Origin of the sequence: Nocardia jiangxiensis NBRC 101359 (genome assembly GCF_000308615.1) — a bacterium.
Classification (GTDB): Bacteria; Actinomycetota; Actinomycetes; order Mycobacteriales; family Mycobacteriaceae; genus Nocardia; species Nocardia jiangxiensis.
Genome location: NZ_BAGB01000002.1, coordinates 89509 through 115600 on the forward strand (window position 1 = coordinate 89509; position 26092 = coordinate 115600).

General features: G+C 68.0%; 26 protein-coding genes. 12 read left to right on the forward strand and 14 right to left on the reverse strand.

Translation table 11 applies throughout. The features are described from left to right. Positions 1–81: 81 nt before the first annotated feature. Positions 82–1509: a site-specific integrase gene (locus ON40_RS00590; RefSeq protein ID WP_157186145.1), complete on the forward strand. Its 1428-nt coding sequence runs from the start codon at positions 82–84 to the stop codon at positions 1507–1509. A gap of 313 nt (positions 1510–1822) precedes the next feature. Here ON40_RS00590 and ON40_RS00595 read toward each other — a convergent pair whose 3' ends face one another. The 4 genes from ON40_RS00595 to ON40_RS00610 form a co-directional block, all read right to left on the reverse strand. Beyond that, positions 1823–2593: a TMEM165/GDT1 family protein gene (locus tag ON40_RS00595; RefSeq protein ID WP_051192446.1), complete on the reverse strand. Its 771-nt coding sequence runs from the start codon at positions 2591–2593 to the stop codon at positions 1823–1825. Between the two features lie 391 nt (positions 2594–2984). Further along, positions 2985–3512, reverse strand: coding sequence for a hypothetical protein (locus ON40_RS00600; RefSeq protein WP_040817107.1), 528 nt, complete (start codon positions 3510–3512; stop codon positions 2985–2987). 211 nt (positions 3513–3723) lie between these two features. Next, positions 3724–4347, reverse strand: a complete 624-nt coding sequence (locus tag ON40_RS00605) for a superoxide dismutase (protein WP_040817110.1) — start codon at positions 4345–4347, stop codon at positions 3724–3726. Positions 4348–4501: 154 nt separating this feature from the next. Then, positions 4502–5113 carry a hypothetical protein gene (locus tag ON40_RS00610; RefSeq protein ID WP_040817111.1) on the reverse strand — a complete coding sequence of 204 codons (612 nt, stop codon included), beginning with the start codon at positions 5111–5113 and terminating at the stop codon, positions 4502–4504. Between the two features lie 377 nt (positions 5114–5490). Between ON40_RS00610 and ON40_RS00615 the strand changes: the two genes are divergently transcribed. The 4 genes from ON40_RS00615 (at position 5491) to ON40_RS00630 (ending at position 8779) form a co-directional block, all read left to right on the forward strand. Then, complete coding sequence (locus ON40_RS00615) at positions 5491–5847, forward strand: rhodanese-like domain-containing protein (protein ID WP_085997610.1); 357 nt, start codon at positions 5491–5493, stop codon at positions 5845–5847. A 16-nt stretch (positions 5848–5863) separates the two neighbouring features. After that, entirely contained in the window at positions 5864–6982 is a 1119-nt protein-coding gene (locus ON40_RS00620) for a DUF4328 domain-containing protein (RefSeq protein WP_083895304.1), read from the forward strand. After that, a complete protein-coding gene (locus tag ON40_RS00625) occupies positions 6979–7776 on the forward strand; it encodes a glycerophosphodiester phosphodiesterase (RefSeq protein ID WP_040817113.1) in 798 nt (265 codons plus the stop codon). The genes ON40_RS00620 and ON40_RS00625 overlap by 4 nt, the downstream gene beginning before the upstream one ends. A gap of 85 nt (positions 7777–7861) precedes the next feature. Further along, positions 7862–8779 carry a DUF5926 family protein gene (locus ON40_RS00630; RefSeq protein WP_040817115.1) on the forward strand — a complete coding sequence of 306 codons (918 nt, stop codon included), beginning with the start codon at positions 7862–7864 and terminating at the stop codon, positions 8777–8779. A 71-nt stretch (positions 8780–8850) separates the two neighbouring features. Here ON40_RS00630 and ON40_RS00635 read toward each other — a convergent pair whose 3' ends face one another. The 3 genes from ON40_RS00635 to ON40_RS00645 all read right to left on the reverse strand — a co-directional run bounded on the left by ON40_RS00635 (position 8851) and on the right by ON40_RS00645 (position 11808). Further along, a complete protein-coding gene (locus ON40_RS00635; protein WP_083895305.1) occupies positions 8851–10152 on the reverse strand; it encodes an LCP family protein in 1302 nt (433 codons plus the stop codon). Between the two features lie 32 nt (positions 10153–10184). Then, a complete protein-coding gene (locus ON40_RS00640; RefSeq protein ID WP_040817121.1) occupies positions 10185–10979 on the reverse strand; it encodes a CPBP family intramembrane glutamic endopeptidase in 795 nt (264 codons plus the stop codon). A gap of 64 nt (positions 10980–11043) precedes the next feature. Next, a complete protein-coding gene (locus tag ON40_RS00645; protein ID WP_040817123.1) occupies positions 11044–11808 on the reverse strand; it encodes a DUF2470 domain-containing protein in 765 nt (254 codons plus the stop codon). Positions 11809–11913: 105 nt separating this feature from the next. Here ON40_RS00645 and ON40_RS00650 point away from each other — a divergent pair, with 105 nt between their 5' ends. From ON40_RS00650 to ON40_RS00660, 3 genes are read left to right on the forward strand one after another with little or no spacing between them, the layout of a single operon-like run. Beyond that, on the forward strand, positions 11914–12354 hold the full coding sequence (locus ON40_RS00650; RefSeq protein WP_040817125.1) for a hypothetical protein: 441 nt from the start codon (positions 11914–11916) through the stop codon (positions 12352–12354). 10 nt (positions 12355–12364) lie between these two features. After that, a complete protein-coding gene (gene pheA, locus ON40_RS00655) occupies positions 12365–13285 on the forward strand; it encodes a prephenate dehydratase (RefSeq protein WP_040817127.1) in 921 nt (306 codons plus the stop codon). Continuing rightward, positions 13282–13956 (forward strand): histidine phosphatase family protein, encoded by a 675-nt coding sequence (locus ON40_RS00660; RefSeq protein WP_040817129.1) that lies wholly within the window; start codon positions 13282–13284, stop codon positions 13954–13956. Before pheA ends, ON40_RS00660 begins: the two co-directional genes overlap by 4 nt. Positions 13957–13962: 6 nt before the next feature. On the opposite strand, the gene ON40_RS00665 is transcribed toward ON40_RS00660, so the two are convergent. The 5 genes from ON40_RS00665 to ON40_RS00685 form a co-directional block, all read right to left on the reverse strand. After that, positions 13963–14760: an ESX secretion-associated protein EspG gene (locus ON40_RS00665; protein WP_040817131.1), complete on the reverse strand. Its 798-nt coding sequence runs from the start codon at positions 14758–14760 to the stop codon at positions 13963–13965. Between the two features lie 32 nt (positions 14761–14792). Next, on the reverse strand, positions 14793–15965 hold the full coding sequence (locus ON40_RS00670; protein ID WP_040817134.1) for a PPE domain-containing protein: 1173 nt from the start codon (positions 15963–15965) through the stop codon (positions 14793–14795). A 43-nt stretch (positions 15966–16008) separates the two neighbouring features. Then, entirely contained in the window at positions 16009–16332 is a 324-nt protein-coding gene (locus ON40_RS00675; protein WP_040817136.1) for a PE family protein, read from the reverse strand. Between the two features lie 165 nt (positions 16333–16497). Further along, complete coding sequence (locus ON40_RS00680) at positions 16498–16851, reverse strand: metallopeptidase family protein (RefSeq protein WP_040817254.1); 354 nt, start codon at positions 16849–16851, stop codon at positions 16498–16500. 19 nt (positions 16852–16870) lie between these two features. Continuing rightward, positions 16871–18004, reverse strand: coding sequence for a septum formation family protein (locus ON40_RS00685; RefSeq protein ID WP_083895316.1), 1134 nt, complete (start codon positions 18002–18004; stop codon positions 16871–16873). Between the two features lie 187 nt (positions 18005–18191). Between ON40_RS00685 and serS the strand changes: the two genes are divergently transcribed. The 3 genes from serS (at position 18192) to ON40_RS00700 (ending at position 22641) form a co-directional block, all read left to right on the forward strand. After that, positions 18192–19451 carry a serine--tRNA ligase gene (serS, locus tag ON40_RS00690; RefSeq protein ID WP_040817138.1) on the forward strand — a complete coding sequence of 420 codons (1260 nt, stop codon included), beginning with the start codon at positions 18192–18194 and terminating at the stop codon, positions 19449–19451. 183 nt (positions 19452–19634) lie between these two features. After that, the gene (locus ON40_RS00695; protein WP_245567599.1) at positions 19635–21503 is read left to right on the forward strand and encodes a putative bifunctional diguanylate cyclase/phosphodiesterase; all 1869 of its coding nucleotides are present in this window, start codon (positions 19635–19637) and stop codon (positions 21501–21503) included. 100 nt (positions 21504–21603) lie between these two features. Continuing rightward, the gene (locus tag ON40_RS00700) at positions 21604–22641 is read left to right on the forward strand and encodes a Gfo/Idh/MocA family protein (protein ID WP_040817145.1); all 1038 of its coding nucleotides are present in this window, start codon (positions 21604–21606) and stop codon (positions 22639–22641) included. 39 nt (positions 22642–22680) lie between these two features. Here the strand turns inward: ON40_RS00700 and ON40_RS00705 are convergent, their stop codons facing one another. Both ON40_RS00705 and ON40_RS00710 read right to left on the reverse strand, forming a co-directional pair. Then, entirely contained in the window at positions 22681–24216 is a 1536-nt protein-coding gene (locus ON40_RS00705) for a Rieske 2Fe-2S domain-containing protein (protein ID WP_040817147.1), read from the reverse strand. Positions 24217–24259: 43 nt separating this feature from the next. Next, the gene (locus ON40_RS00710; protein ID WP_040817148.1) at positions 24260–25165 is read right to left on the reverse strand and encodes a hypothetical protein; all 906 of its coding nucleotides are present in this window, start codon (positions 25163–25165) and stop codon (positions 24260–24262) included. A gap of 112 nt (positions 25166–25277) precedes the next feature. Here ON40_RS00710 and ON40_RS00715 point away from each other — a divergent pair, with 112 nt between their 5' ends. Beyond that, positions 25278–26075, forward strand: coding sequence for a lysophospholipid acyltransferase family protein (locus ON40_RS00715; RefSeq protein ID WP_040817150.1), 798 nt, complete (start codon positions 25278–25280; stop codon positions 26073–26075). Positions 26076–26092: the final 17 nt, after the last annotated feature.

The window sequence follows — 26092 nt, forward strand, 5'->3', positions numbered from 1 at the left end:
GGCCCCCGCCGGTTGAACCCCGCTGCTCCAACAGCGGGCGACGGGAGCCAACACCACTACACCCTCCAAAGGAATAGAGGCATGGCTCAGAATAGACGCGGTCGTCCCGAACTCGATCCCGGCACTGTCCCCGAACCGAACCTGAAACCGCACCCGACGCAAGCGGGCGTGTGGACCGCTTCGGGGCGGCCCCGTGATTGGAATGGCAACTACAAGCGCATCACCCGCTCATCACCACCGGAGACCGACAGCCGGGGCCGGGCCAAGCCGGACCGGACCGGGGAACGCGCCCGCCGCGCCTTCATCGATGACGCACAGGAGTGGATCGATTCCTCGGTCACCCTCGCCAGCGCCCTGAACAAGCGTTCCACCCTGGTGCAGGCGTGGAAGGCGTACAAGGACGATCTACTCACGCGCGGGCGGCTCCCCGAAACGATCAACAACTACGAACCGATGATGCGCGACACCGTGAACCCGAAATACGGACAACGCGAAATCGGTCTGATCAACACCGCCGTGATCGAAGACATGCTCGGCCACGTCGCCCGCGAGCGCGGCGGCAGCGCCCCGCGCATCCTGAAGGAGAACATCCTGTCCGGGATGTTCCGGTTCTGCATCCGCGTCGGCGCGCTCCCGCCGGGGAACCCGGTCCGCGAAGCGTTGCTGCCGAAACCGGCCAACTTCCAGCGTCGCCGGGGCGGTGCCGCGTTCGTCGACTCCGCCACGGTCGGGCGCATCCTGCTCGACGTCTACACCTCCGAAACACCCTGCCCCACCCTGGACAAGCGCCAAGGCAAAGGGGCGTGGAAACAGCGCGTGCCCACGGTCGCGGAATACTGCGAGAGCGAGGATCTGGCCGATTGGGTGGTGTTCGTCGCCGCAACCGGATGGCGACTCGGCCAGACACTCGGCGTGTGCGAGTCCGACATCGATTTCGACACCGGAATCCTGACCCCACGTGGCGCGGTCCGCACCCGTGACGGCTCGGCTCAGGTGTGGACCGACTACACCGGACACGACGCCGAAGACCTGAATCAAGGCAAGTTCATCAGCAAGTCTGTCCAGCTCCCACAAGTGGTCCTGGACATGCTGGCCGCCCGGATAGACCGGTCCGAAGCAGTGCGCAAGGACATCCGCAAGCGCCGGTTGAAGGCAGGGCTGCCACCGCGCCCGGAGAAAGCGGACTGGCCCGAAGATTTGCTGTTCTTCGACCTGGACGACGGCGGGCCCCGCAACCTCAAGAGCATGGGCCGACGCTGGCGACGACTGGCCGCCGCACTCGACCTACCCGACGCGGTCACACCCCACAGTTTGCGCAAACACCTGGGCACCGAAGGCATCTCGGCCGGACTCGACGTGACCAAGGTCGCCGACCAGTTGGGCAACACCTCCCGCGTGCTGCGCAACTCGTACGTGCGTCGGCACCAGCCACACGCCGACGTGACCGCACTCATCGCAGGCAAACTCGGCCCCGCACTCAACGAGGTAGCCCGCCGCCGCACCGGCTAGACCGCGCATCGAACCGAAACAGCATTGAGGGGTGGCACCGCTAAGCGGTGCCACCCCTCAATGTTTGTCTGCCGACCAATGAAACCCGACACAGCCCACCAGCGGCCGACCGCGCCCGCGCCGCACCCCCACGTCTTCCCTGCGCCCCGTCCTGCTCGCTGGCCCCGGCCCGACAGGGACACAGCGTCATTCGGCACCGCCCAGCGCACACGTCGCCCGAATTCTTGACGAGTAGATAGCAATCGGACACAGATCACCCGGTACTGTCGGCACCATGACCAGCGGGGATGCCTTTAGAGAGCACACCGGTAACTCACCGGGCACGCCCAGAAGCCTCCTCCGCATCCGACTGTCGGCCCGAAGCGTCGGTCTCCGCGCGCTCAACGGCACGTCGAAGTCGCGGAGAGGCAGGGGAGTTGAGCACCAATAGGACGCCGCCTGCCACTGCGGGGGCCAGCAGGGCGATCGCGTATTCGCTCACCCGGCCCAGGTCCGGGGCGAAGGCCGAGAGCAGCGTGGCCGCGCCGATGTAGAGGAACAGCAGCCCCGAGCCGATGGCGATGGCGCGTTCGGGGACGTGCTTGCCGACCAGGATGCCCAGGGCGATGGCGCCACCGCCCGCGGCGACCATGCCCACGACCGAGCCGATCCACACCGCCACCCAGTTGTGGTTCGAGGCCAGGGCGATGATGGCGAACATGGTGCGGTCACCGAGTTCGGCCAGCAGGAATGCCGACAGCACCATGAAGAACACCCGCCACGGCGAGCGTGCGCCGGAATCCTTCTCGGCGATCTCGGTGTCCTCGTCCGCGTCGGTGTGGAATGTCTCACGCAGGGTCCACAGGCCGACCGCGAGCAGTACGACCGCGGTGATCACGGCGATCACGTTGGTCGGCAGTGCCGCGCCCAGGAAATGTCCGACCCCGACGGCGATCAGGTTGACCGCGATGCTGGCGGCGGTGATCCCGGCGAGCACGACCCACCACCGATAGCGCAGCGCGAAGGTCAGAGCCATCAGCTGCGATTTGTCGCCGAGTTCGGCGAGGAACAGCACGCCGAAACTCAGCAATATCGTGGCGATCATCTTCTACGCTCCCAGGTCTCCGGCCTGCCGGCCGCAGACGGGACGTCTCCGGCCGACAACGCACCCGAAATTTCGGTTGGTTGGTTATCGGCCGAAGGTCTCGCCCACCGGGCGGGCGGATATCTGCTCAACCGCCGCGACGCCGGTTCACGTGGCCGGACCCGGAAGGATCAGTATGTCGACCACGCGATTGGGGGCTACTCCCCTTCGCTGTGAGCAAGCCTATCCTAATCTGCCCCGGCTGCCAACCTCCTGTAATCGAAATCGCAATGCGCACAATAAGTTTGGCGATCCTCCCGGAAGGTTTCGGTCACCCTCACACTGTGTCGAACGGCGGCCTTCCCGGGGCGCGACGTGGTTACGCTCCGCTGCCGCCTCCGCGCCTGACCGGTCATGCCGCGATCAACATAGCCAGAACCGCGGTATCGGGATCGCTGATCGGATCCACGCCCACCCGGCTGACCATCGAGGTCACCGTGCCGTCGTACTCGGCCTCCACCCAGGCCGCGCGATGTTGCAGCCCCAGGTGCGGCACCCCCGGCAGCAGTACGCAGCCCGAGGCCGCACCACTGCATTCGGGCAAGGACGGGCGGGTCTCCGAGGGCGGATGCAGCATCATCAGCGCGGGTGGCACGTGCCGGGCGAATCGGCCGGGCTCGAGCGCCTGCTCGCCCAGCACCGGGCCCTCGGCCAGTACCAAGCCCACCGTGCCGGGTTCGGGATCGTCGGGCAGATCTTCGCGGGCGCCGAACACCGTGGTCGTGGTGAGAATGCCCGGCAGCGTCGCGACTCGCACAGCCAGGGCCAATAGCTGCGCCCACTCCTTCGTGGTGTCCGGCCAGCGGCCTCCGATGAGAAATCCTCGCAGTGATCCGTGCGCCTGGAATGGCGTGACTCGAACCGGATCGTTCGTGTGCATCGTGGCCTCCCGAGTCTGTCCGGGATGGCTGCCGGAATAGCGAGCCGTCCTGAAGTTGTGAGTACCCGAGAATGGACCGAACAATGTCTGGCACACAAGTACCAGAGAGTGCTAAAGCGCAGGTAACAGCGTTGAAACATGAAACGGGCCCGCGAACCGGATGGTTCGCGGGCCCATTTGCCGAGTGTGCGCCGCAGGGCGGCACCGGGTATCAGCCGAAGACGAGACCCTTGGCCTGAGCGGTCGCCCGAGCGAAACGCTCCTGCACGTCGGCCCAGTTGACGACGTTCCAGAACGCCTTCACGTAGTCGGCCTTGACGTTCTTGTACTGCAGGTAGAACGCGTGCTCCCACATGTCGACCTGCAGCAGCGGGATCACGCCCAGCGGCACGTTGGCCTGCTGGTCGTACAGCTGGAAGGTCAGCAGCTTCTGGCCCAGCTGGTCGTAGCCCAGCACGGCCCAGCCCGAACCCTGCAGGCCGTTGGCCGCGGCGGTGAACTGCGCGCGGAACTTGTCGAACGAACCGAACTGGTCGTCGATGGCCGCGGCCAGGTCGCCGACCGGCTTGTCGCCGCCGTTCGGGGACAGGTTCTTCCACCAGATGGTGTGGTTGACGTGCCCACCCAGGTGGAAGGCCAGGTTCTTCTCGTTCAGGAAGATCGCGCCGTGGTCACCGGACTCACGGGCCGCTTCCAGCTTCTCGAGTGCGGCGTTGGCGCCGGCGACATAAGCGGCGTGGTGCTTGGAATGGTGGAGTTCGTTGATCTGCCCGGAGATGTGCGGCTCCAGAGCCCCGTAGTCGTAATCCAGATCTGGCAGCGTGTACTCAGCCACAATGTCCCTTCCCTCGTATGTCAGGCCGTCTGCACCCGGACTTGCCGGGCGCACCCAACCATCATTCGTACACCCGCTCCTGTGCAACCGGCGGTCGTGCCCCCGGAATTCCTGATGAACGGAAGATTCCCGGTGATCGGAATCTTCTGCGGCGCTACATCGGCGGCGCGACGTCCGGCAGCATGGTGCGCGGATCGCACGCGTCGTGGGCCTTCCACCAGCGGGCGCCACCGGCGATGAACTCCGCGAGCGGGATCTCGCCGCCCTCGGCGGTCGCGATGGAGACGCCTTCGAACCAGATCCGCACATCCAGCTCGCGCGGATCGATACCTTCCTGCTGGGAGAACTCCAGCAGATGGGTGCCCGGTTCGGCGCCGATCTTGGTGTCGAAGCTCAGCAGTTCGCGCCACAGCGCCCAGCCGCTGTCGTCGGCGTCGACGAAATCCCAGCCGTGCAGGGCGCCGCCGCCGAATCCGGCGATGGCCTCGCCGAGGGTGTCCAGAGTGAGCGGGAAGACCTGCGGTTCGGCATCGTCCCAGCGCTGCATGCGTAGTGACGCAGCGACTCGGCTGACGCCGGTGAGTGTCAGGTACACCCGGCGATCCGAGGGCGGTGGCCCATCGGTGGGGAGGGTGAGCACTTCGAGTTCGAGTCGAACCCGCGCGGCCGCGGCGTCGGGCACGAGGCCCAGACAGGTGCCTTCGGCGAGTGCTGTGTTGAGTCCGGCCGTATCCAATCCGTCGAGTAACCCGCGGGTCGCGTCCATGGACCCAGGCTACCGATAGCCGCAGACATGTCGGGGATTTCGGTTTGCCCTAGGTGTTGCCGGGATTTTTCGAAACCGAGGGAACCGAACGCCCCTGCGCGCCGTCCAAGTAGTTGTCGGGATCCCCCGCCGCAGTTCCGCCAGCCGGATCTGCAGCCCGCGGCGGACCCCGTAGAAGGTGGTGGGCGACCGCTCCGGCATGAGGAGGGGAGTTTCGGATCGGTCGCCCACATGCGCTTCTCGCTGGTCAGGGGGTTCGGATCGGATCGATCGCCGCGGCACTCTCGACCTGTGGATGAGGTTGTGGATATGTGGATAACTCGGCGCAAGTTATCCACACTCTCCACCGGTCCGGCCGCCGTGGCAGGATCGAAGACGTGACGAGCCCCGAAATTCCATCGGTGCCGGTGGATGCCGTACCTGCCGAATTCGATGATGCCGGGACCACACCGGCCACACTGCTCGACGTCCGGGAGGACGACGAGTGGCAGCTCGGGCACGCACCCGGCGCCGTACACATCCCGATGGCCGACATTCCCGCGCGCGCCGAGGAACTGGACTACGACCGGGAGATCTACGTCGTCTGCCGCCAGGGTGGGCGATCGCTGCAGGTCGTGCGCTATCTCACGCATATCGGTTTCGACGCGGTCAACATCTCCGGCGGCATGGTGGCCTGGCAGAAGGCCGGCCGCCCGCTCACCGCCGAGGGCGATCACGAGGCGAAGATCTATTGATGAGAGGGGGACCGGCATGGCGGTGAGTACCGTCGTACAGCCCTGTGCCCGCTGCGGTGCACGATGGGCGGTGCAGGGCAGACCCATGCACTGGTGCCCGCGCTGCCGCGGTGTGCTGCTGTCCCCGGCTCCGGTCGACGCTCCGCCGCAGCGCCGCAACTACCGCTGGGTCGCCCGGCCGCCGGGGCGTCCCCGGTCGCGCGAGACTCGCCCGTCGTCCAGGACTTCCGCACCCGTTGCCACGCCCCGCTACACCGAGATCCCGCGCTGGGGTCTGCGCGACCGGCCGCGCCGGCCGATCTCCGCACCCCGTTCGCGGCTGGACCGGTGGACCGATCGGCTCATCCGGCTGTTGACGACCACGGCGGTGCTGTTCGCGCTGTCCGCGGCCGCCGAGTTCGGGCGGTACCTGCTGCTGATGTGGAACCGGACGCGGTTGATCGAACCGATCCTGGTCTACCTGTCCGACTGGTCGGTGCGGGTCTTCGCCGTGCTGGCCCTGGTGGTCGCGCTGATGACCGCGGTCGCGCTGGTGGGGTGGCTGATCGAGGCCCGGCGTCGCGCCTACGCCGCTGACGGGCAGCGCGATCCGCGCGGCATGTGGGCGCTGCTGCTGGGTTGTGTGGTGCCCGTGGTGAATCTGCTGTGGCCCGGGGTGTTCCTGACCGAACTGGCCCGTCGGCACGATGATCCGCGCATGCTGCGGACGGTGCGGATCTGGTGGTCGGTCTGGGTGCTCAACGGTGTGATGGCCGTGGTCGCGCTGAGCTTCCGTACCGCGTCGACGTTGCAGGCCCAGGCCAACGGCGTGATCTTCACCGTCTACACCGATCTGGTGGCGACGGCGGTCGTGGTGCTGTCGCTGTGGGTGGTGCGCTCCTGCGAGGGGCTGGATCTGCGCGGTCGTCGCCGGTTGGCCAAGCGCTGGGTGCCCACCGGCGGTCCGGCCGTTCCGGTGATCGAACCGGTGCATCCGGCGGGCGCCGGATCCGACGACGCGGATTCCGCTGCGGCCGTGCCGGATCCGGCCGGTCCGGCGGCCCCGCTCGCAGCGGATGCCGAGGTCGTGCAGGATGTGCGTGCGGAGGCCGTGTCGGGTGCGGACTCCGAGCAGGAGGAGGTCATGGCGAAGTGAACCAGGACAGTCGTGCGCCGTTCGTCGTCGCGCATCGGGGCGCCTCGGCAGCCCGTCCGGAACACACTCTCGCCGCATACGAGCTGGCCCTGCAGGAGGGCGCCGACGGCGTCGAATGCGATGTGCGGCTGACTCGCGACGGCCACCTGGTCTGTGTGCACGACCGCACCGTGGATCGCACCTCGTCGGGGACCGGTCTGGTCAGCGAGATGAGCCTGGAGGAGTTGCGCGCCCTGGACTTCGGCGCCGACGGCGAACCCTCCGCGGTACTGACCCTGAGCGAGCTGATCTCACTGGTGCTGGATTGGCGCAGTCGGCCGACCAAACTGTTCATCGAGACCAAACATCCGGTGCGCTACGGCGCGCTGGTGGAGAACAAGGTACTGGCCGAACTGCAGCGGTTCGGCATCGCGACACCCGCCTCGGCGGCGCATTCGCGGGCGGTGGTGATGTCCTTCGCCGCGACGGCGGTCTGGCGGATCCGCCGCGCCGCGCCGCTGCTGCCCACGGTGCTGCTCGGCGAGTCCTCCCGCTATCTCGGCGGCAGTGCGGCGACCACGGTCGGCGCGACCGCCGTCGGCCCCTCGGTGAAGACCCTGCGCGAACATCCCGACCTGGTCGACAAGGCCGCCGTGGCCGGACGTGCGACGTACTGCTGGACGGTCGACGAGCCGGACGATGTGAAGCTGTGCGCCGAACTCGGCGTCAGCTGGGTCGCCACCAACCATCCCGGCCGCACGAAGGCGCTGTTGGACGGGCTTCCGCCGCTGCCCGATTCACAGCCGAGTCACTGACCGCCCGGTGCGCCGGACAACTTCCCGGCGTTCGACGGCACGGTGAATCGCGATCCGGCGGCCTCGCGCTGTAGGTTCTGCGTTCGTGGGTAAGAGCAAACGGAATACTCCCAAGCCCGACAGCAACCGGGCCCAGCGTCTCGCCGAGCGGCGAGCCGAGCAAGCCAGCCGCGGCGTGACGCGTCCGTTCGAAGGTCTGGCCGCCGAATGCGATCTGGTGGCGCTACGGGAGTTCGTGCCGTCGGCGACCGCGACGTTGCAGACCGCACCCGGGTTCGCCGCGAAACGTCCGGTGACCCTGGCCACGGTCCTGCCCGGCGCGGTGGCCGCACTGGTGCGCGCCGCCGCCGAACCGATCGGATTCGTCGCTGCGCAGGTGCAGTTCCAGTCCGAGAATCCGGCCGCCGACCTGGCCGCCGCGATCGCCTGGACGCAGATCACCGAGCCCGGCGAATCGCTGAACAGCGCAGCCGACGCCGATCCGGTGGCCGAGGCGCTGACCGAGGTGATCGATCCGAACGCGGCCCTGGATCTGACCGTGCACCAGGACTTCAACTGGTGGGTGCCCGAGGGCGTGCAACCCGATCCGCAGGTGGCCGCCACCATCGAGCAGGCCAATCAGGCGATCATGCCGTCCGACCGGCTGCATTTGGACGCCGACGCCATCGGTGCGGCCTGGTGGGTGGACGCGGGGGAGAAGGCGCACCTGCGCTGGGTCCGCCCGGAGGACGAGGACGCGCTGATGCTGGCACTGGCGCGCCTGCACACCTCCGGCGGTCTGCACCTGGGCGAGGGTTCCCGCTTCGCGGGTTCGTTCCGTACCCACGGCCTGCTGGTCCCCGTCTTCGACCTGGACCGCGAACGGCACGCCACCGAATGGGTGAAGCCCGCAACGGAATTCGGCGCCCGCCTGAGCGAAGCCCTCGCCACCGATGCCCCCCTGACCCCGGACGAGCGACGTTCGCGCGACGGATTGCGTTCGCGTCAGGTCACTTTGCGCTGAGCGAGGCCGAGCCGAGGACCCGCTCGCGAGGGACTCGGCTCGTCACCGGCCGGAATGCGTACGCGGCGAACTCATTTGGTGAGCAGATCGTCCGGAATCGTCTTGTCGGCGGCGAGGTCGGCGAAGAACTGACTGGCCTGGGTCTTGTCCCAGAGCAGGACGCTGCCGCTGCCGTCGACGGTCTCGAAACCGCCGATGGGCACGGTGGTCGCGACGGTGTTCGCGTGCAGTGCCCAGGCCAGGCGGCCCAGGTCCCAGATGTGATCGCCGTTGTCCACCTGCAGTGTGCCGGTGACGCCGGTGGCCAGCGGCCACAGTTTGAACGGGTTGGCCAGGGTGCTCGCGCTGGTCGCCTTCTTCAGCAGGGCCGCGAGGAACATGCGCTGATTGTTCATCCGGTCCAGGTCCGCGCGCGGGGTGGCGCGGGTGCGCACGAATCCGAGTGCCTGCGGGCCGCTGAGGTGCTGGCAGCCCGCGGGCAGATTGAGACCGGCCTTCGGATCATCGATCGCATTCGGCAGACACATATCGATGCCGCCGACCGCGTCGACCATATTGGCGAAGCCGCCGAAGCCGATCTTCGCGAAATGGTCGATATGCAGACCGGTCGCGGTTTCCACGGTCTGTACCAGTAGTTTCGGGCCGCCCACTGCGAAGGCCGCATTCAGTTTGTCGCGGCCGTGACCCGGAATGGGCACATAGGAATCGCGCGGGAGGCTGACGATGGTGGTCGGGCCCGACTGCGGAATGTGCACCAACATGATCGTGTCGCTGCGTTCACCGCCCGCGTCGGCCTCGTCGCCGGTGGAGAGCTGCTGCTCCTGCGCCTGGGTCATCCCCTCGCGACTGTCCGAGCCGGTGAGCAGCCAGTTCGTCCCGGAGGTCTGCCCGACGCGTCCGGAATAGGCGCCCAGCGCGTCGATCCGATGCAGCGAACTGTCCAGGTAGATCCCGGCGGCGGTCGGTGTGATGATCAGCACGAGCAGCAGCGCCAGAAGCCAACGCCCCCAATGCCGTCGACGACGCACCCGGGGTTGACGCGGCGCAGGTTCCTGGCGTCGCGTGGGCGAGACGGGCGGCGACGGCGGTGGCCCCTCGCGATACGGCACCGGACGCTGTGTCGGCGCCCAACCTCGATCCGACCCCTGTCGTGGACCCCGATCGCGCGGCGGGGGAGGCGGTGGGGATTGCGGGCCGCCTCGCGACCAGGCCAGCGGCTGTTCTCGGCCGTCCCTGTACATGACCTGGTTGGGTTCGATGCGCGGCGGTTCACCTCGACCACCCGGCATCGGCCGCCGCGCACCGGGGCCGTTCGGCGGCACCCGGCGCATCCGTGGATCCCGCGGATCGTACGGGGGTCGCTCGCCGTTCATCTCCGCGATAGTAACGGGAGAAGCTGAGCGTTTCAGGGGAGCCAGGAGACGTGGCCGTGCAGTGCGGTGTAACCGATGTACGCGACGCAGTCGATTGTGGCGTGCGCCACTATCAATGGCCACAGGCGGTTGGTGCGTCGCCAGAACGTGCCGAAGATCAGGCCCATCACCAGATTTCCCAGGCCACCGCCCAGGCCCTGATAGAGGTGATAGCTGCCGCGCAGCAGAGCCGAGGCGAGCAGCGAGCGGTTCGGCGACCAATCCAGTTGCCGCAGTCGGGTGATCAGGTAGGCCACCACGATCACCTCCTCGGCCACGGCATTGGCCACCGCCGCGAGGATCAGCGCGGGCAGCCGCCACCAGTGATCGCCCAGGGAACTGGGCACGATGGTGACGCTCAACCCGAGTGCGTGCGCGATCAGATACAGCCCCAGACCCGGCAGCCCGATCAGGGCCGCCAGCGCGAGTGCGGGAACGACGTCGCGGCGCAACCGGATTCGAGCCAGGCCGACCAGGCGCGGCCCGAATCCGCTGCGCCACAACAGATACAGCCCGAGCGCGCCCCAGCCCAGCAATCGCAGCACACTCAACAGCTGGAACAGCAGATCGATGGTCGACTGCGTGGCCCGCGACGGATTCAGCGCCACCGACTGCCCGCCGACCCCACCCGGCGCCAGCGCGCTTTCCAGCAGCGACAGCGCCGCACTGGCCCCACTCAGTCCGAAGGTGACGACCAGAACGATGAGAATTTCGATCCGGATCGCCCATCGCTCCCGATCGGAGGCGGGCGCAGGCCACACCGGAACAGCATCAGCAGCCGAATCCATCCCGCCAATCTAATCCGGGTGCGTCCATCCCGACCGCGCTGCCTGCTGCGGAACTCCGAGAGGACTACATCCGGCGCATGCCGTGCAGGAAGGGGCAGCCGACCAGGATTCGGACTGCGCGGCTGAGGGATTGGATGTCCTCGACCGGAGTCTGGAAGGACAGGCGCACGTCGTGATCCTCCTCGTCGGTCTCGACGCGCAGGCTGATGCCGTAGCGGTCGATCGCGAGGGGGTGGATGGCGCCGCCGCGCAGGCGGGTCGGCAGGTGGCGGGCGAGTTGGGCGACGACGTCGGCGTGGTCGGCGTCCATATGCTGCAGCCAGGCCGCCTCGAGTTCCCAGAACGGATCGGGCCGCGCCTCGCGCAGATCCGCGTGGCAGACCGATTCCGCGCCGGTCGAATCCGCCAGCACCGCGGAATTGATCATCAGGCGCAGCAGGGTGGTGGTGTGCCCGACGTCGAGCAGGGCGGGATGCGGATGATCCTCGGCGACGGCCGAGGCGAGCAGGCGCTGGGTTCCGGCGGGGACGGCGCGCACGCGCCCGCGCAGCCAGACCAGCGCCCGGACCGGCTCCCGCAGCGCCAGCGGTGTGCGATCGGTGAGTTCGAGAACGGCCTGGACGCCACCCTCACCACCGCGCGCCGCGGCGGCGACCGCGGGTGAGTCCATCGGCACCGCGACCACGGCGTCGCCGCACTGGCGGAGGTGGTGGACCGTGATGGTCGCGGGATCGATTCCGGGCAGGGCCAGCGTCGCGTGATCGGCGTGCACGCAGGCGTTGCGGATCCGTTCGGCGGTGGACGGCGCGAGGGTCGGATTCGGTCGCATGCATTACCTCCAGGGCTGGTCCCGGCCACGATCTGTCAGTTAGGTAAACCTAAGCTAAGTGAATCTGCCCGGTTGTGCAAGCATTTCGATCGCTACGGTGGAAATGTGCCGCACGATTCCACTGCTCCCGAACCGGTTCCGCTGACTTTGTCCATGCCCGCCGCGCCCCGGGCCGGACTGACGGACGGGCTGGTCCGGCCGCTGTCCGAGGCTCCCGCCGCGCCGGTGCTCGATGCCGGAGCGTCCGATGTGCAGGTGGCCGAATTCCTCGTCGTGGCCGCGCATTCCGTCGGCGGATTCGTCGCCCGCACCGATTCGGGGGAGCGGGCCGTGGCCGTGGTCGCGGCGACCGTTGCTGCGCTGTGCGGTGAGGACATCCGCCGCGCACTGACCCATCCGGACCTGGAATTCCTGCGCGGGCTGGCCCCGGCCGCTGTGGAGGCACTGCGCGAGGTGCTGCTCGCGATCGAATCCGAGACGCCCGACGGCGTCGCGAAAGCCCTGGAAGTGCTGCAAACTCCGAGCCCACCGGCAACCGGTCGGTAATGTCGTATCCGTGCCGCGTATCGCCTATTTCGGACCATCCGGAACGTTCACCGAGATGGCCCTGGTCCAGCTCGAGTCCACCGACGTCTTCGACGAGCCGGTCGAGCGGGTCGCCGCGCCCAGTCAGGGTGCGGCGCTGGAGTTGATCCGGGCCGGTGCCGTCGAGGGTGCGGTGGTGCCGATCGAGAGTTCGGTGGAGGGGTCGATCTCGCCGACGCTCGACGCGCTCGCCCTCGGGCCGCGGCTACAGATCGTGGCCGAAACCGAACTCGACGTCGCCTTCACGATCGTCGCCCGGCCGGGGATCGCCCTCGCCGACGTGCGCACTGTCGCCGCGTATCCGGTGGCCGCGGCTCAGGTCCGGGGCTGGCTGGACGAACATCTGCCGCAGGCCGCGATGTACACCTCGGCCTCCAATGCCGCGGCCGCCGAGGACGTCGTGGCCGGACATGCCGATGCGGCGGTGTCGACCACGCTGGCCGGGGAACGACTCGGTCTGGCGGCACTGGCCTCCGGGGTGGCCGATCACGATCAGGCGGTCACCCGATTCGTCCTGGTCACCCGGCCTCGGCAGGCCCCGCCGCGCACCGGTGCGGACCGGACCTCGCTGGTGGTGCTGGAACTGGCCAACGAACCGGGTTCGCTGATGCGGGTGTTCGCCGAATTCGCCACGCGCGGAGTCGATCTGACCCGCATCGAATCCCGGCCCACCCGCACCGGAATGGGCACCTACCGCTTCTACCTGGACTGCGTCGGTCATATCGACGACACCGCGGTTGCCGAGGCGCTCAAGGCATTGCATCGCACCGCGGGGCGGATCCGCTTCCTCGGTTCGTGGCCCGCGGGCTCGCCCACCGGGGCCCCGCCGCCGCCCGATGAACCCGCCGCCGCATGGCTGGCGGATCTGAAGAAGGGAACGGCCGATCTATGAGCGGCAGACTCGTCCTGGTGCGGCACGGTGAGACCGAGGGGAATGTCGCCAAGATTCTCGATACCCGGGTGCCGGGCCGGCCGCTCACCGAACGCGGTGTGGCACAGGCGAAAGCGTTCGGCGCCGCATTGGCCGCACCGCCGCGCAAACTGTTCAGCTCACAGGCGTTGCGGGCCCGGCAGACCGCGCAGCACATCGAATCGGTGACCGGGGTGCCCGCACAGGCACTGGACGGCCTGTCCGAGGTGTTCGTCGGCGAGCTGGAAGGCAGCAATGCCGATGCGGCACACGAACTCTTCCAGACGATCTACAAATCCTGGCATCTGGGCGAACTGGACCGGCGGCTGCCCGGCGGCGAGACCGGTCGCGACGTGCTCGACCGGTATCTGCCCGTGCTGGAGGAGCTTCGGCGGACCCAGTTGTCCTCGGGCGAGGACGGCGACGTCCTGGTGGTCAGCCATGGCGCGGCCATGCGGCTGGTCGGGATGACGCTGGGCGGGGTCACCCCGCCGTTCACCACGAACAACCATCTCGACAACACCGAGACGATCGAGCTGCTACCGCGTTATGCCGGAACCGAATTCCTCGGCTGGGAATGCACGCGCTGGGGCCGGTTCACCCCGCCGTTCGGTGGGGAGGCCGCGCCCGACGCCGATAATCCGATGGGCTGAACGCACTCAGATTCCACCCGCGGGCGGGTTGAATTCCTCACGCAGCGGTAGCTTTTCGATGAGGTCCTTGATCGCCGTGCGCAGCCGCCCTGTGGTGCCCGAGGCCAGCGACGTCCACTGCACGTCGTCCTCGGAGCGGGTGGTGGTCGTGATGAACCGGCCGTTGCGGGTGTTGAACATCGCGACCGCACCGTCCGCGATGTCGCGGCTGCCGTCTCCGTAGATCACGCCCACGATCGAGGCGTGCGAGGGTATCTCGACCAAGGCCGCGGCCAAGGTCTGCGCGTCCCGGGGCGGGTGGCCCACTCGGCTCAGGCGTTGCGCGGTGGCATTGCTGTCACCCGCGTCGTTGAGGATGGGCTCCAGGTCCTCGGTGAGCACGTTCATACCCTCGAGCTCCAGCGGATCGGCCGGGCCCAGCGCGGCGACGATGGTGCCGGGCAGATCATGCGACGCCTCGCTGATGACGTAGGAGTCGGGCCCGCGCAGGGCGACGACCTCCATCTCCTCACCCTTGGCGATGCACATCCGGTTCACCAGTTCGCCGACGTACCAACGTATCGCGATCGCCCAGTGCGGCCGGTCGAGTGCCCGCAGCCGATCCTCCAGATCCCGGTGAACGAATTCACCGTCCAGAAGATCGCGCGCCGCGAGCGACTCGGCGGCCGCATCGAACGCCTCTTTACGCCTGACGTCCGTGTCGTACCGGGCAAATGTGTCCAGTACGACCGGAACCTGGCTGATCTGCAATTTGTCCAGCAGGAATTGCATCTCGTCCAGCGTCAGCACTACCGATTCGAGCATGGCCCCACCCCGTCCAGCGCCGCCGAGAACTGTCACCTAGCGGACTCCGCGTTCGGGTCGCCCCCGATGACACCCGCCGCGATGATCCGTCCGTCGTTGAAGTACTCGCCGTGCACCAGCTCGTTCTTGTGCTCGAGATCCTCTTCCTCCTCGGCCTGGTTGCCCAGCAACGGATTTCCGCTGCTGACCGGCCGGGTCGAGGCGGGCTGGGTGCTGTTGGCGCTCGCCGGGGTGGTCGGTGCGATCTCGGGCGCCGTGGCGGTCGGGAAGTTGGTGCCCAGACCCGCGCCCCAGCCCTCGGGGATCTGCAGGTTGCCCGCGCCGTTGCCGATGCCGACCGAGCCGCCGCCCGCGAAGGACACCGCCCGCGTGGCGATGGCGCCGCCGCCGAGGCCACCGAGTCCGCCCACCATGCTCGTGGACATGCCCGGCGCGGCGGCGGTGGTGTTGGTAGCCGCGGAGATCGCGCTGCCGGCGGCATCGCCGACCGTCGGGACGGCCGAGGTGGCCACGGATCCGGCGACGCCCGCGACCTGGGTCGCGGCATCGGAGGCACCCGGGCTGGACACCGCCGTCTGCGCGGCGGAGATCGCATTGGCGACCGGGTTGACATCGGCCTGCACGGCCTGCGCGACATCCAGTGCGCCACCGACGGCTCCGGCGCCGATCGCGATCGGCGGCGGCATCAGGAAGGCGGCGGGGGTGGCGACCATCAGCGAGGTGGCGGCCTCGTAGGTCTCCATCACCAGCGCGGCGCGGATCTGGATCTCCATGTACGCGGCCTCCGCGGCCTCGCCGGCGCCGCACACGTCACCGCCGGAGGCGTGCGCCGCGACGCGGGCCGCGTCGACGGCCGCGATCTCCGGCGGGCTCGGCATGACCAGTGAGGCAACGGTATAGGCGGTCGCATTCGCGGCGGCCTTGGCGCCCATCGCGGCGGCCATCGCGGTCTGCTCGCCGCACCAGCCGGTGAAGGCGGTGATCTGGGCCATCGCGGCGATACCGTTGACGCCCAACAGGCCGACGCCCAGTTCGGCCATCACGCGCGTGAGTGTCGCGGTGGCATCGGTCCATGCCGCGGTCAGACCCGCCCAGGCCGGAGCCGCGGCCGAGATCGGGATCGCGTGCGCACCGAGATGCAGTGTGGCCGAGTTGATTTCTGCCGGACGGGCTTCCCAGACCACGCCGGTAATTCCTGCAACCATTGTTCTTTTCCCCTGTGGTTGACGTTGAAGTGGAGGTCTCGGGTCAGAGCTCGAGCGCGGTCTGGACGGCGGTGATACCCGCGGCGCGGACGGCGTCCTGCGCCGCGTACTCGGCCACCTGGATCCGCAACGTGGTGGCGGCGTTGCGCAGTTCGACGATGCCCTGAGCGATCGACGCGTCGTGCGTGGCGGCGCCCTCGTTGAAGTGGTTGGAGGCCAAGAGGGATACCTCTTCGGCGCCCGAAGGGATGACGTGGGTGGCCGGACCGCTCAGCCCCTGGGCGGCGGCGAGGCGATCGGCGAGCAGGTCGAGCTCACCGGCGGCCGCGAGCACGATTTCGGCATCGACGTGAACGAGATCTACCATGACTCGAACTCCTTCTGGTGGCAGCTAGTCAACTGTAGGACCGACACAGGCCGACCCCTCGGTGGAACCACGAGAATTCCCCCTACGAGTTCTTGGACGCGGCAGCCCGCGATCCGGTTCCCTCGAGTCCGAAGTTTACGGGCTTGACTCACTCCGCAGACAAGACTATCCCCATCCCAACTCATGCAGCCGGGCTTCGTCAATCCCGAAATAGTGAGCTATCTCATGAATTACGGTGATGGCCACCTCGTTCACGACCTGCTCAGCGCTGTCGCACATCCTGAGAATGGGGTCGCGATAGATGGTGACCGTGTCCGGCAGGGCACCCGCGTATTGACTGTCGACCCGATCGGTCAGGGCGATGCCCTGATACAGACCGAGCAGGTGCGGATCCTCCGGATTGCGTGACTCGATCAGCACCACCACGTTATCGATGGCCCGGGTGAGTTCGGGCGGGATCAGATCCAGTGCGTCACCGACCAATTCCTCGAACCGCTCCGGTGACATCGACACGGTCATCGCGATCGGTCCCGCGGGGTCATCGCACCGGCGGGGCCGCACCGGGCAGCGGGGCCGGGGTGGAGCGGCCGGTACTCGGCGGCGGCACCGGAGCCTGGCCGTCGATCATGATATTGCCCTTGGCCGTTCCGGTGATCGAGGAGAACCCGTCCCGAGTGCCCTTGCCCACCAGGCAGTTCAGCTTGTGACTGCCCACCAGCCAGCTGCGGGCGTCGATGTTGTCCCAGAAGATGGTGAGCGTCTTGTTGATCAGCGCCTTCGGCCCGCCGAGATAGGAATCCGCGACGTGTGAACACTGATCCTGCATGTACTTGTCCTGATCGGCGTTCCCGGGCGTGCCGCTGCTGAACTGCTGCCCCAGGTCGACGGTCGACATCACCTCGTACGCATGGGGATCGGCGCAGTCGACCGGTTCGTTGGTCGGCAGGTTCTGGTTGATGCCGATGCAGGTGCCGGCATCGAAGATGCGCGACTGATCGCTGTCGCGCACGCGCCCGACGCTCTGCTGGGTGGCGTTGCCGGTGGCGCTGACCAGCTGCAGTCCGCAGCGCACGGTGCGATCGCCCTTGTTCCACGCGGGCTCGCCGGGATTGATCATGCCGACCACGAAACGTCCGCGCGGGTCCAGGCGTCCGCCCAGGTAGGCCTGCGCCGCGGTGACGCAGTGCTCGTCACGCAGCTCGGCGAAACGCAGCGAATCCGGGAAGCGGGTGCCCGGACCGAATTCGCGGCCCGGATAGTCGCTCAGATCGACGTCGGCGGTGACCTCGAACAGATGCTTGTCCGCGCAGTTGACCTTCGCCAGATCCAGGGTCTTGGCGTTGGTCCAGCTCAGGCAGTCGCCCGAATTCGCGGTGCCGAAGACCGAATTGTTCCGTCCGGCCGGACCCCCGCCGCCGGGATCGCGCGCCTCGAGTCCGTGCGAGGAACGGAATCCGGAGATGGACAACGTCACGATCGCCGCGACCACCGCACCCACGGCCACCGCGAGCAGACCCCAGCGCATCTTGTGCGCAGGCAGGTGTACGTGCCTGCCCGCACGTGGTGCGGCCGGATCCGGCTCGGCGGTGTCGTCCCACTCGGAAGCCGACTCGGCCCACTCGGGGTCGGGTCCGTTCTCGGGCTCGCGCGTGGGCGCATGTTCGAAGGACATCGGCACCCATCATGGCACGGTATCTTTTGCCTCCGCTTCGCTACGGCGGGTTCGCGGCCCCCTGGGTCTCACCGGTCGGAACGAGGTGTCCGGGGCGGGTCTGCGTTCGATCGGACGTTGCCGTGTCGGCGAGGAGGCTGCGGACCTGCGGAATACGAGTGGACCGGGCCTATTAGGCTTATGGCCCATGATCGACCTCCGATTCCTGCGGGAACAGCCCGATGTCGTCCGCGCGTCACAGCGGGCCCGGGGCGAGGACCCGGCGCTGGTGGACGCACTGCTCGAGGCCGATGCGGCGCGGCGCGCCGCGGTGGCGACGGCCGACTCTCTGCGTGCCGAGCAGAAGGCGCTGGGCAAGAAGGTCGGTAAGGCGTCTCCCGACGAGCGGGCGAGTCTGCTCGCGCACGGGCAGGAGTTGTCCGCGAAGGTCAAGGAGGCCGAGGCCGCCGAGCATGCCGCGAACGCCGAACTGGACACCGCGCAGCGCGCGCTGTCCAACGTCGTGCAGGAGGGCGCGCCCGCGGGCGGCGAGGACGATTTCGTCCTGCTCGAAACCATCGGCAGCGCACCCGAATTCGACTTCACGCCGAAGGACCACCTGGAACTGGGCGAATCGCTCGGGCTGATCGATATGGAGCGCGGGGCCAAGGTGTCCGGCGCGCGGTTCTACTTCCTGACCGGATACGGCGCGCTGCTGCAGCTGGGCCTGCTGCAACTCGCCGCGCAGCGCGCCACCGCGAACGGGTTCAGCATGATGATCCCGCCGGTGCTGGTGCGTCCGGAGATCATGGCGGGTACCGGATTCCTGGGCCAGCACGCGGCGGAGATCTACCACCTCGAGGAGGACGACCTGTATCTGGTCGGCACCTCGGAGGTCCCGCTGGCGGGCTACCACTCGGGCGAGATCCTGGATCTGTCGGCCGGTCCCAAGCGCTACGCGGGCTGGTCGTCGTGTTTCCGCAGGGAGGCGGGCAGTTACGGCAAGGACACCCGCGGCATCATCCGGGTGCACCAGTTCGACAAGGTCGAGATGTTCGTCTACTGCAAGCCCGAGGACGCCGACGCCGAACATCAGCGTCTGCTCGGCTGGGAGAAGGAGATGCTGGCCGCGATCGAGGTGCCGTATCGGGTGATCGATGTGGCCGCCGGTGATCTGGGCAGCTCCGCGGCGCGCAAATTCGACTGCGAGGCCTGGGTGCCCACCCAGCAGACCTACCGCGAGCTCACCTCGACCTCGAATTGCACGACGTTCCAGGCACGCCGGCTGTCGGTGCGCTACCGCGACGAGAACGGCAAACCGCAGATCGCCGCGACCCTGAACGGCACGCTGGCCACCACGCGCTGGATCGTTGCCATGTTGGAGAACCATCAGCAGGCCGACGGATCGGTGCGGGTGCCCGAGGCGCTGGTGCCGTTCGTGGGCAAGGAGGTTCTGGAAGCGGTCTAGGGCACGACGTCACGGATCCTCCGGGAATGGGTAGCTAATGGTTTGCGATCGAATTCGAAAGAGCGCCCGCATTTCCCGACTCGCCGAGGGAAACCGGGGATGGTGGGCTCCGGATCCGACTTTGCCCGCCGATTCCTGCGGATGTGACTACTGCTCGGGTCAACTATGTCTAGGCTAGGGGCCGTGCGCGGAATCGGCTCGCGCGGCGATACCCGGACGCGGGTGCGGACGGTTTCGGCGCTGGCGACGGCAAGGGTCATGGCCCGGACCACCGGGGCGTTCTACGTCATGGGCGGGGTGCTCGGTCTGCTGCTGACCGCGATCGCCCCCGGCTCGGAAGGTAACCGGCCGCTGGTGGGTGCGGCCGCTGCGGTGGCGCTGCTGCTGGGCGTGAGCCTGCTGATCTGGGGGCCGCGGCTGCCGCATTCGATCCATCACGGCTACGTCGCCCTCGCGACGGTGCTGGTGACGGTCGCGGTGCACTGGTTCCCCAACACCGTCGGGGCGATCGGGCTGTCCGCGTTCTACGTCTTCATCGCTTGCGATGCCGCGATTTTCTTTGCCTGGCAATGGGTTGCGGCCCATGTGACGTTCGCGGTGCTGCTGTGCCTGTGGGTGGTTCCCTCGCGGGATCTGCCCTGGTGGGCGGGGGTGATCCCGGCCGGGGTGACGGTCGGGGCCGGCATCGTGGTGGGCATTCTGACCCGGATGGCCTCGGACGCCGACATCGATGTGCTGACCGGACTGCTCAATCGGCGCGGCTTCGATCGCACGCTCAGCAACGCGATCGCGCACGCCGCCCGCAGCGGCCAGGGACTCGCACTGGTTCTGGTGGATCTGGACCGCTTCCAGAAGATCAACGATCATCTCGGTCATCGCGCGGGTGACGCGGTCCTGCAGCGCGTGAGCGACACCTGGTCGAAACTGCTCGCCCCCGATCAGCAGCTGGCCCGCTACGGCGGTGACGCCTTCGCCCTGCTGCTGCCCAACACCACCGAGCAAGCCGCGATCCTGCTCACCGAACAGTTGCGGGCCGCGGTCACCACCGGTTGTTCCGCGGGCGTGACCTCCTGGCAGCCCGGCGAATCCGGATCGCTGTTGGTCAGCCGCGCGGACGTCGGGCTCTACCGGGCCAAGCAGGCCGGCCGCAATCGGACGGTGCTGGAGTCCTCGCGGCAGCTGCCGCTGGCGGTGGAGCTGCGCGAGGCCATCGACAAGGGTGCGCTCGATGTGCACTACCAGCCGATCGTGAGCCTGAGCGAGGGTGGCGCGGGCCGGGCGGTCGGGGTGGAGGCGCTGCTGCGCTGGTCCTCGAGCGCGCAGCCGGACGTCACCACCGAGGGCCTGATCCGCATCGCCGAGGAATACGACCTCATCGCCGATCTGGACGAGCTGGTGCTGCGCCGGGCCTGCACGGACGCCGCGCGTCTGCAGGAGACCTTCGCCCAGCTCGATCTGACCCTGAACGTCAACGTGAGCGGTCTGGAACTGGCCGAATCCGATTATGCCGACCGGGTTTCGGGCATTCTGACCGATACCGGCTGGCCCGCCGACCAGCTCGTGCTGGAGGTCACCGAGAGCGAGCTGGCGGCCGAATCCCAGACGGCCATCGGCAATCTCAGCACGTTGCGCGAACGCGGTGTGCGCATCGCCATCGACGATTTCGGCACCGGCTATTCCTCGCTGAGCCGCCTGGCCACGATTCCCAGCGACATCCTGAAGGTCGATCAGTCCTTCGTGGCGGCCATCCGCGCCGATTCCCCGGCTCCGCCGCTGCTGGGAGTCATTGCGGCGCTGAGCCGATCGCTGGATCTGCAGGTCATCGCCGAGGGCGTGGAGACCGAATATCAGGCCGCGGTGCTCACCGAACTCGGTTTCGCCCTGGCGCAGGGCTACCACTACAGCGATTCGCATCCGGTGGCCGACCTCATCAACGATCTCAACGATCAGCACGGACTGGTCGGGGCGGGCGCGCCCGAACGGGAATTCTCCAGCAACGGCTGGATTCCGATGGACACCGGCCACGATTCGGGAGCTTTCGGCACCGAATAGCCGATCGGCGGGGTCGCCTCGCGAGAGGCCGCGTCGTGCCGGACAATCTCGGGTGAACCGATACCGCACGAGGCGACGGTCGAAGTGAAAGGGCAGCTGGATGGCGGAATTGGGTGTGGCCGTGGTCGGGTACGGGCTGGCCGGAGAGGTGTTCCACGCGCCGCTGATCGCCGCCGAGCCGCGGATGCGGGTGGCCGCGGTGGTCACCTCCGCCCCCGAGCGCGCGGAGCGGGCCCGCGCGGCGTATCCGGGTGTGCGGGTGGTGAATACGACCGATGAGCTGTTCGCCGATCCGGACGGTATCGATCTGGTCGTGATCGCCACACCCAATCGGACGCACGCGAGGTTGGCGACCGAGGCGCTGAGCGCGGGACTTCCGGTGGTGGTGGACAAGCCGTTCGCGCTCACCGTGGATGAGGCGCTGGAGGTGATCGCGGTGGCCGAGCGGGCCGATCTGGCCTTGACGGTTTTCCAGAATCGCCGCTGGGACAGCGACTTCCTGACGTTGCGCCGCTTGATCGAGGCGGGCGAGCTCGGCGAGGTGCGCCGGTTCGAGTCCCGATTCGAGCGCTGGCGGCCGGTCTCCAAAGGAAGCTGGCGCGAGGTCGGCGAGGTCGCGGACGGGGCGGGCATCCTCTACGACCTGGGCAGTCACCTGGTCGATCAGGCGCTGACCCTGTTCGGCCCCGCGACGGAGGTCTACTGCGAATTGGACTCTCGCCGAGCCGATGTGCGGGCCGAGGACGATGCGTTCATCGCGCTGACACACGATTCCGGCATCCGCTCCCATCTGTGGATGAGCGCGGTCGCACCCCAGCTGGGCCCGCGGATGCGCGTACTCGGTTCGGAGCGCGGCTATCTCACCTTCGGACTGGATCCGCAGGAGGACGCGCTGCGTGCGGGCCACCGACCCGGCGACGGAAAGCCCTGGGGCACAGTGGACCCCGAGCACTGGGGCACGGTCGGCACGCCGGACGACACCGAACCGGTCCCCAGCGAACCGGGCAACTATCCGGCCTTCTACGCAGAGATGGCCGCCGCCCTGCTCGACGACGCTCCCGTCCCGGTCGACCCGAACGACGCGGTGGCCACGCTGCAGGTGCTGGAGGAGGCCCGCATGTCCGCCGCGGGCGAATAGCCCACTACCGGAACGTGTTCCGCGGCGGAACTTCGGTCCTCAGAGCTTGCGCGAGCGCAGCTCGTGGCCCTTGGAGGTCTTGCACCGTCCCGACTCCAGATCCCACTGCCAGCCGTGCAGGTTGCAGGTGAGGGTATTGCCCTCCACCACACCGAATTTGGACAGGTCGGCCTTGAGGTGCGGGCAGCGGCGCTGCACCTCCCAGCCGGCCAGTTCGGTCGAGGCCGAATCGTCGTGCGCCTCGGAGAACCAGCCGTCCGCGTAGGCGATTCGCTCGTCGGTGAGGCATTTGAAGAAGGTGTAGAGGAATTCGTTGTAGCCGCCGATGCGCCACGCCTGGAACCGCGTGGACAGGAAGATCGTGTTCACCCAGTCGGGTTCGTGATCGCGCAGCACCGTGCGCACCAGCTGCGGATCGATCCGGAAACCGTAGCGGTAGCGGCCTTCACCCTCGATCGGCTCACGCACCGTCCGCTTCGGGAAGTCCAGGACGAAGGTCTGCTCACCGAGCACCAGGCCGACCGGATAGCCGATGCCGTCGCAGATCAGATCGCTCTGCGCCATGATCGGCTCGAACAGATCCTTCAGCTGCGGCAGCAGCGGTTCCTCGCCGGTGGCCCAGCCCGCCTTCTCCGCGGCCAGCGCCGGCGCCATCCGCTCGGCCATCCGCTCGATGTATTCGGCCTTGTCGCCGTAGATCTCGTCCGGATCGACCGGATGGGTGAGCTCGAGTTCCTTGCCGCGCACATCGGCCACCGAACCCGGAATCATCAGCACGCCACCGGCATTGCCGTGGATCCGCATCTGCTCCAGGAACACGATCTGATCCGGGAAGATGTTGCCCTCGTCGCCGCGATCGTCGTTCAGGTAGCGCAGTTCGTCGTCCAGGAACACCGGGGGACCGGCCGAGGGCACCACCCAGGTCGCCCCGACCTGCTCGATGTAGCTGCGCGCCCGGTCCATCCCGCGCTGCCGCTTCTGCTTGCCGAAATTCGACTTGGTGCGGGCCGGGATGTCGTAGACCATCGGGTACCAGATCGCGCCCGAATACTGCAGCAGATGGATGTCGATGTGGCCGAACGTCTCGTGCAGGACGTCCATATCGACCGGGCGGGCGTCGTTCATGTTGAAGCACACCGTCTCGCCGTCCGAGACGACCAGTCCGGAATCGCCGATCGGGCCGTCCGCGGGGGCGCGCAGCGCCATGATCATGATGTCCATCTCGCCGCCCGGCCCGGTGATGGTGCGCTTCACCGAGGTCTCGGTTTCGATGAACTTCGTGAAGCCGAGCTTCTCCAGTTCGCGGCGCAGATCCGGGACCGGGTAGTCCGGCAGCAGGACGGTCGCGTCCTTGCTGACGTGGTCGGTCAGATGTTTCGCGTCGAAATGGTCGCGGTGCAGGTGCGAGACGTACAGGAAGTCGCAGTTGCCCAGTTCGTCCCAGTCCAGTTCGGTGTTGTCCGGGAACGGGAACCAGGACCCGAAATACGCCGGGTTGACCCAGGGATCACACAGGATCGTCCCGGCCGCGGTGCGGATATGGAACCCGGCGTGCCCGACGCTGGTGATCTCCACGAACTTCCTTCCTCCAGATGTTTCCGGTCAACCAGGGTACCGACTACGAGGAGACGTCGCCGATGCAGTAACCCTGCTTGCCGGACTTGAGCGTGAATGTCCGGGTCTGCTCGACTCCGTCGGTGGTCAGGACCGAGGCCGAGACGGTGACGTACGACCCCCGCAACGTCCCCGAGGTCAACGACTGGTCGACGAAGGACTGCACGTCGTCGAGCTTGCCGGGCTCGGTGGCCAGCGGCGCGGTGGTGGTCCGGCCGGCGCCGGTGGGATCCCAGATTCCCGTGGCCGCGGTACACCGCAGCGGGTGGGTGGTCTCCTTGTCGGCCGGGTCGAGCGGCGTTCCGGTGACGCGGTCGAGGTAGCGGCGCACGGTGTGCCGGGCGTCGGCGTCGTTGAACGTCGGTGTCGTCCCGGTCTGGAAGACCCGCGGGCAGGCGTATCCGGTGGCGATATCGGTGTGCTGCGCCACGACGGTGACCGCTCCGCGCCCGGTGCCCTGCCAGGTGATCGCCGTGCCGTCGTCCACGCCGGGGCGGGCCAGTGCGCTGAGGATGGCCTTCTTGTCGGTGTACATGGATTGCACGTTCTGCGGGGCCAGGGTCCAGCATTTGGCCTGCAGCCGGGTGGGTGAGACCGATTGCAGGTCCATGGCCCAGCGGGTCAGCGCGTCGGCGGCGTCGGAATCGGGTTTGGTGAGCGAGACGGTCACCGCGAGTTCGCCCGGCTTCGGCTTCGGCAGGACCGGTGCGGCCGCCACGGCGGCCGACGGGGTCGTGGGTGCGGTCGAGGCCGTGGCCAGCGGGGCAGGCGGTTCGTCGGTGTTGTAGTCGGTGCCCTCGATCCCCACTCGCGAATCACAGCCCGCGACCAGTCCGGCCGCGATCAGTGCCAGGCCCCCGGCCAGTGCGTATCGGAGACGTCCACGCGAAGCCGGTCGGGGAAATTTCACTGCGGTGAACCTCTTTCCTGTACGCGTGTGCGGTTGTCTGGCAGGCGTGTGTGTGGACTGCGACACACGCCTGGGTGTAGCCCGATGTGCCGGGGACTACGCTAGCGGAATTGTGGAACCCGTCTACCGGTCGATCATCGGCCTGGCCCGCACCGTCTTCTTCGCGCAGGGGCTGAAATTCGATGTCCGAGGGGCCGAGCGCATCCCCGCCGTCGGTGGCGCGGTCATCGCCATCAATCACACCGGCTACATGGACTTCACCTATGCCGGGCTGCCCGCGCGCACCCCGAAACGGTACATCCGGTTCATGGCCAAGAAGGAGGTGTTCGACAGCGGGGTCTCGGGTCCGATCATGCGCGCGCTGCGGCACATTCCGGTGGACCGCTCGGCCGGGGCCGACTCCTACAAGGCCGCGCTGGAATATCTGCGGCGCGGTGAGCTGGTCGGGGTGTACCCGGAGGCGACGATCAGCCGCAGTTTCGAGATCAAGGAATTCAAATCCGGCGCGGCTCGGATGTCGATCGAATCGGGCGTGCCGATCATCCCGATGGTGATCTGGGGCGCGCAGCGGGTGTGGACCAAGGGGCATCCCAAACGCCTGGGCCGCACCAACACTCCGATCCGGATCGCGGTGGGTGAGCCGATCGCGCCGCCCGTGATGGGCGACGGGGATAGCGGCGAGGTGGCCGCGGAACTGACCCTGCGCCTGCGCGCGACGATGCAGCAGATGCTCGAGCAGTTGCAGCAGGGCTACCAGCTCGAACCGGGCGCATACTGGGTTCCGGCTCGGCTGGGCGGCGGTGCGCCCACACTGGAGGAGGCGAACGCGATGGATGCCGCGGACGCGGCCGCCAAGGCCGAACGCGCTGCGGCGGAACGGAATTCGGCTACCGGCGAACCGGATCGGTAGTCCGGCACCGAGAGTGG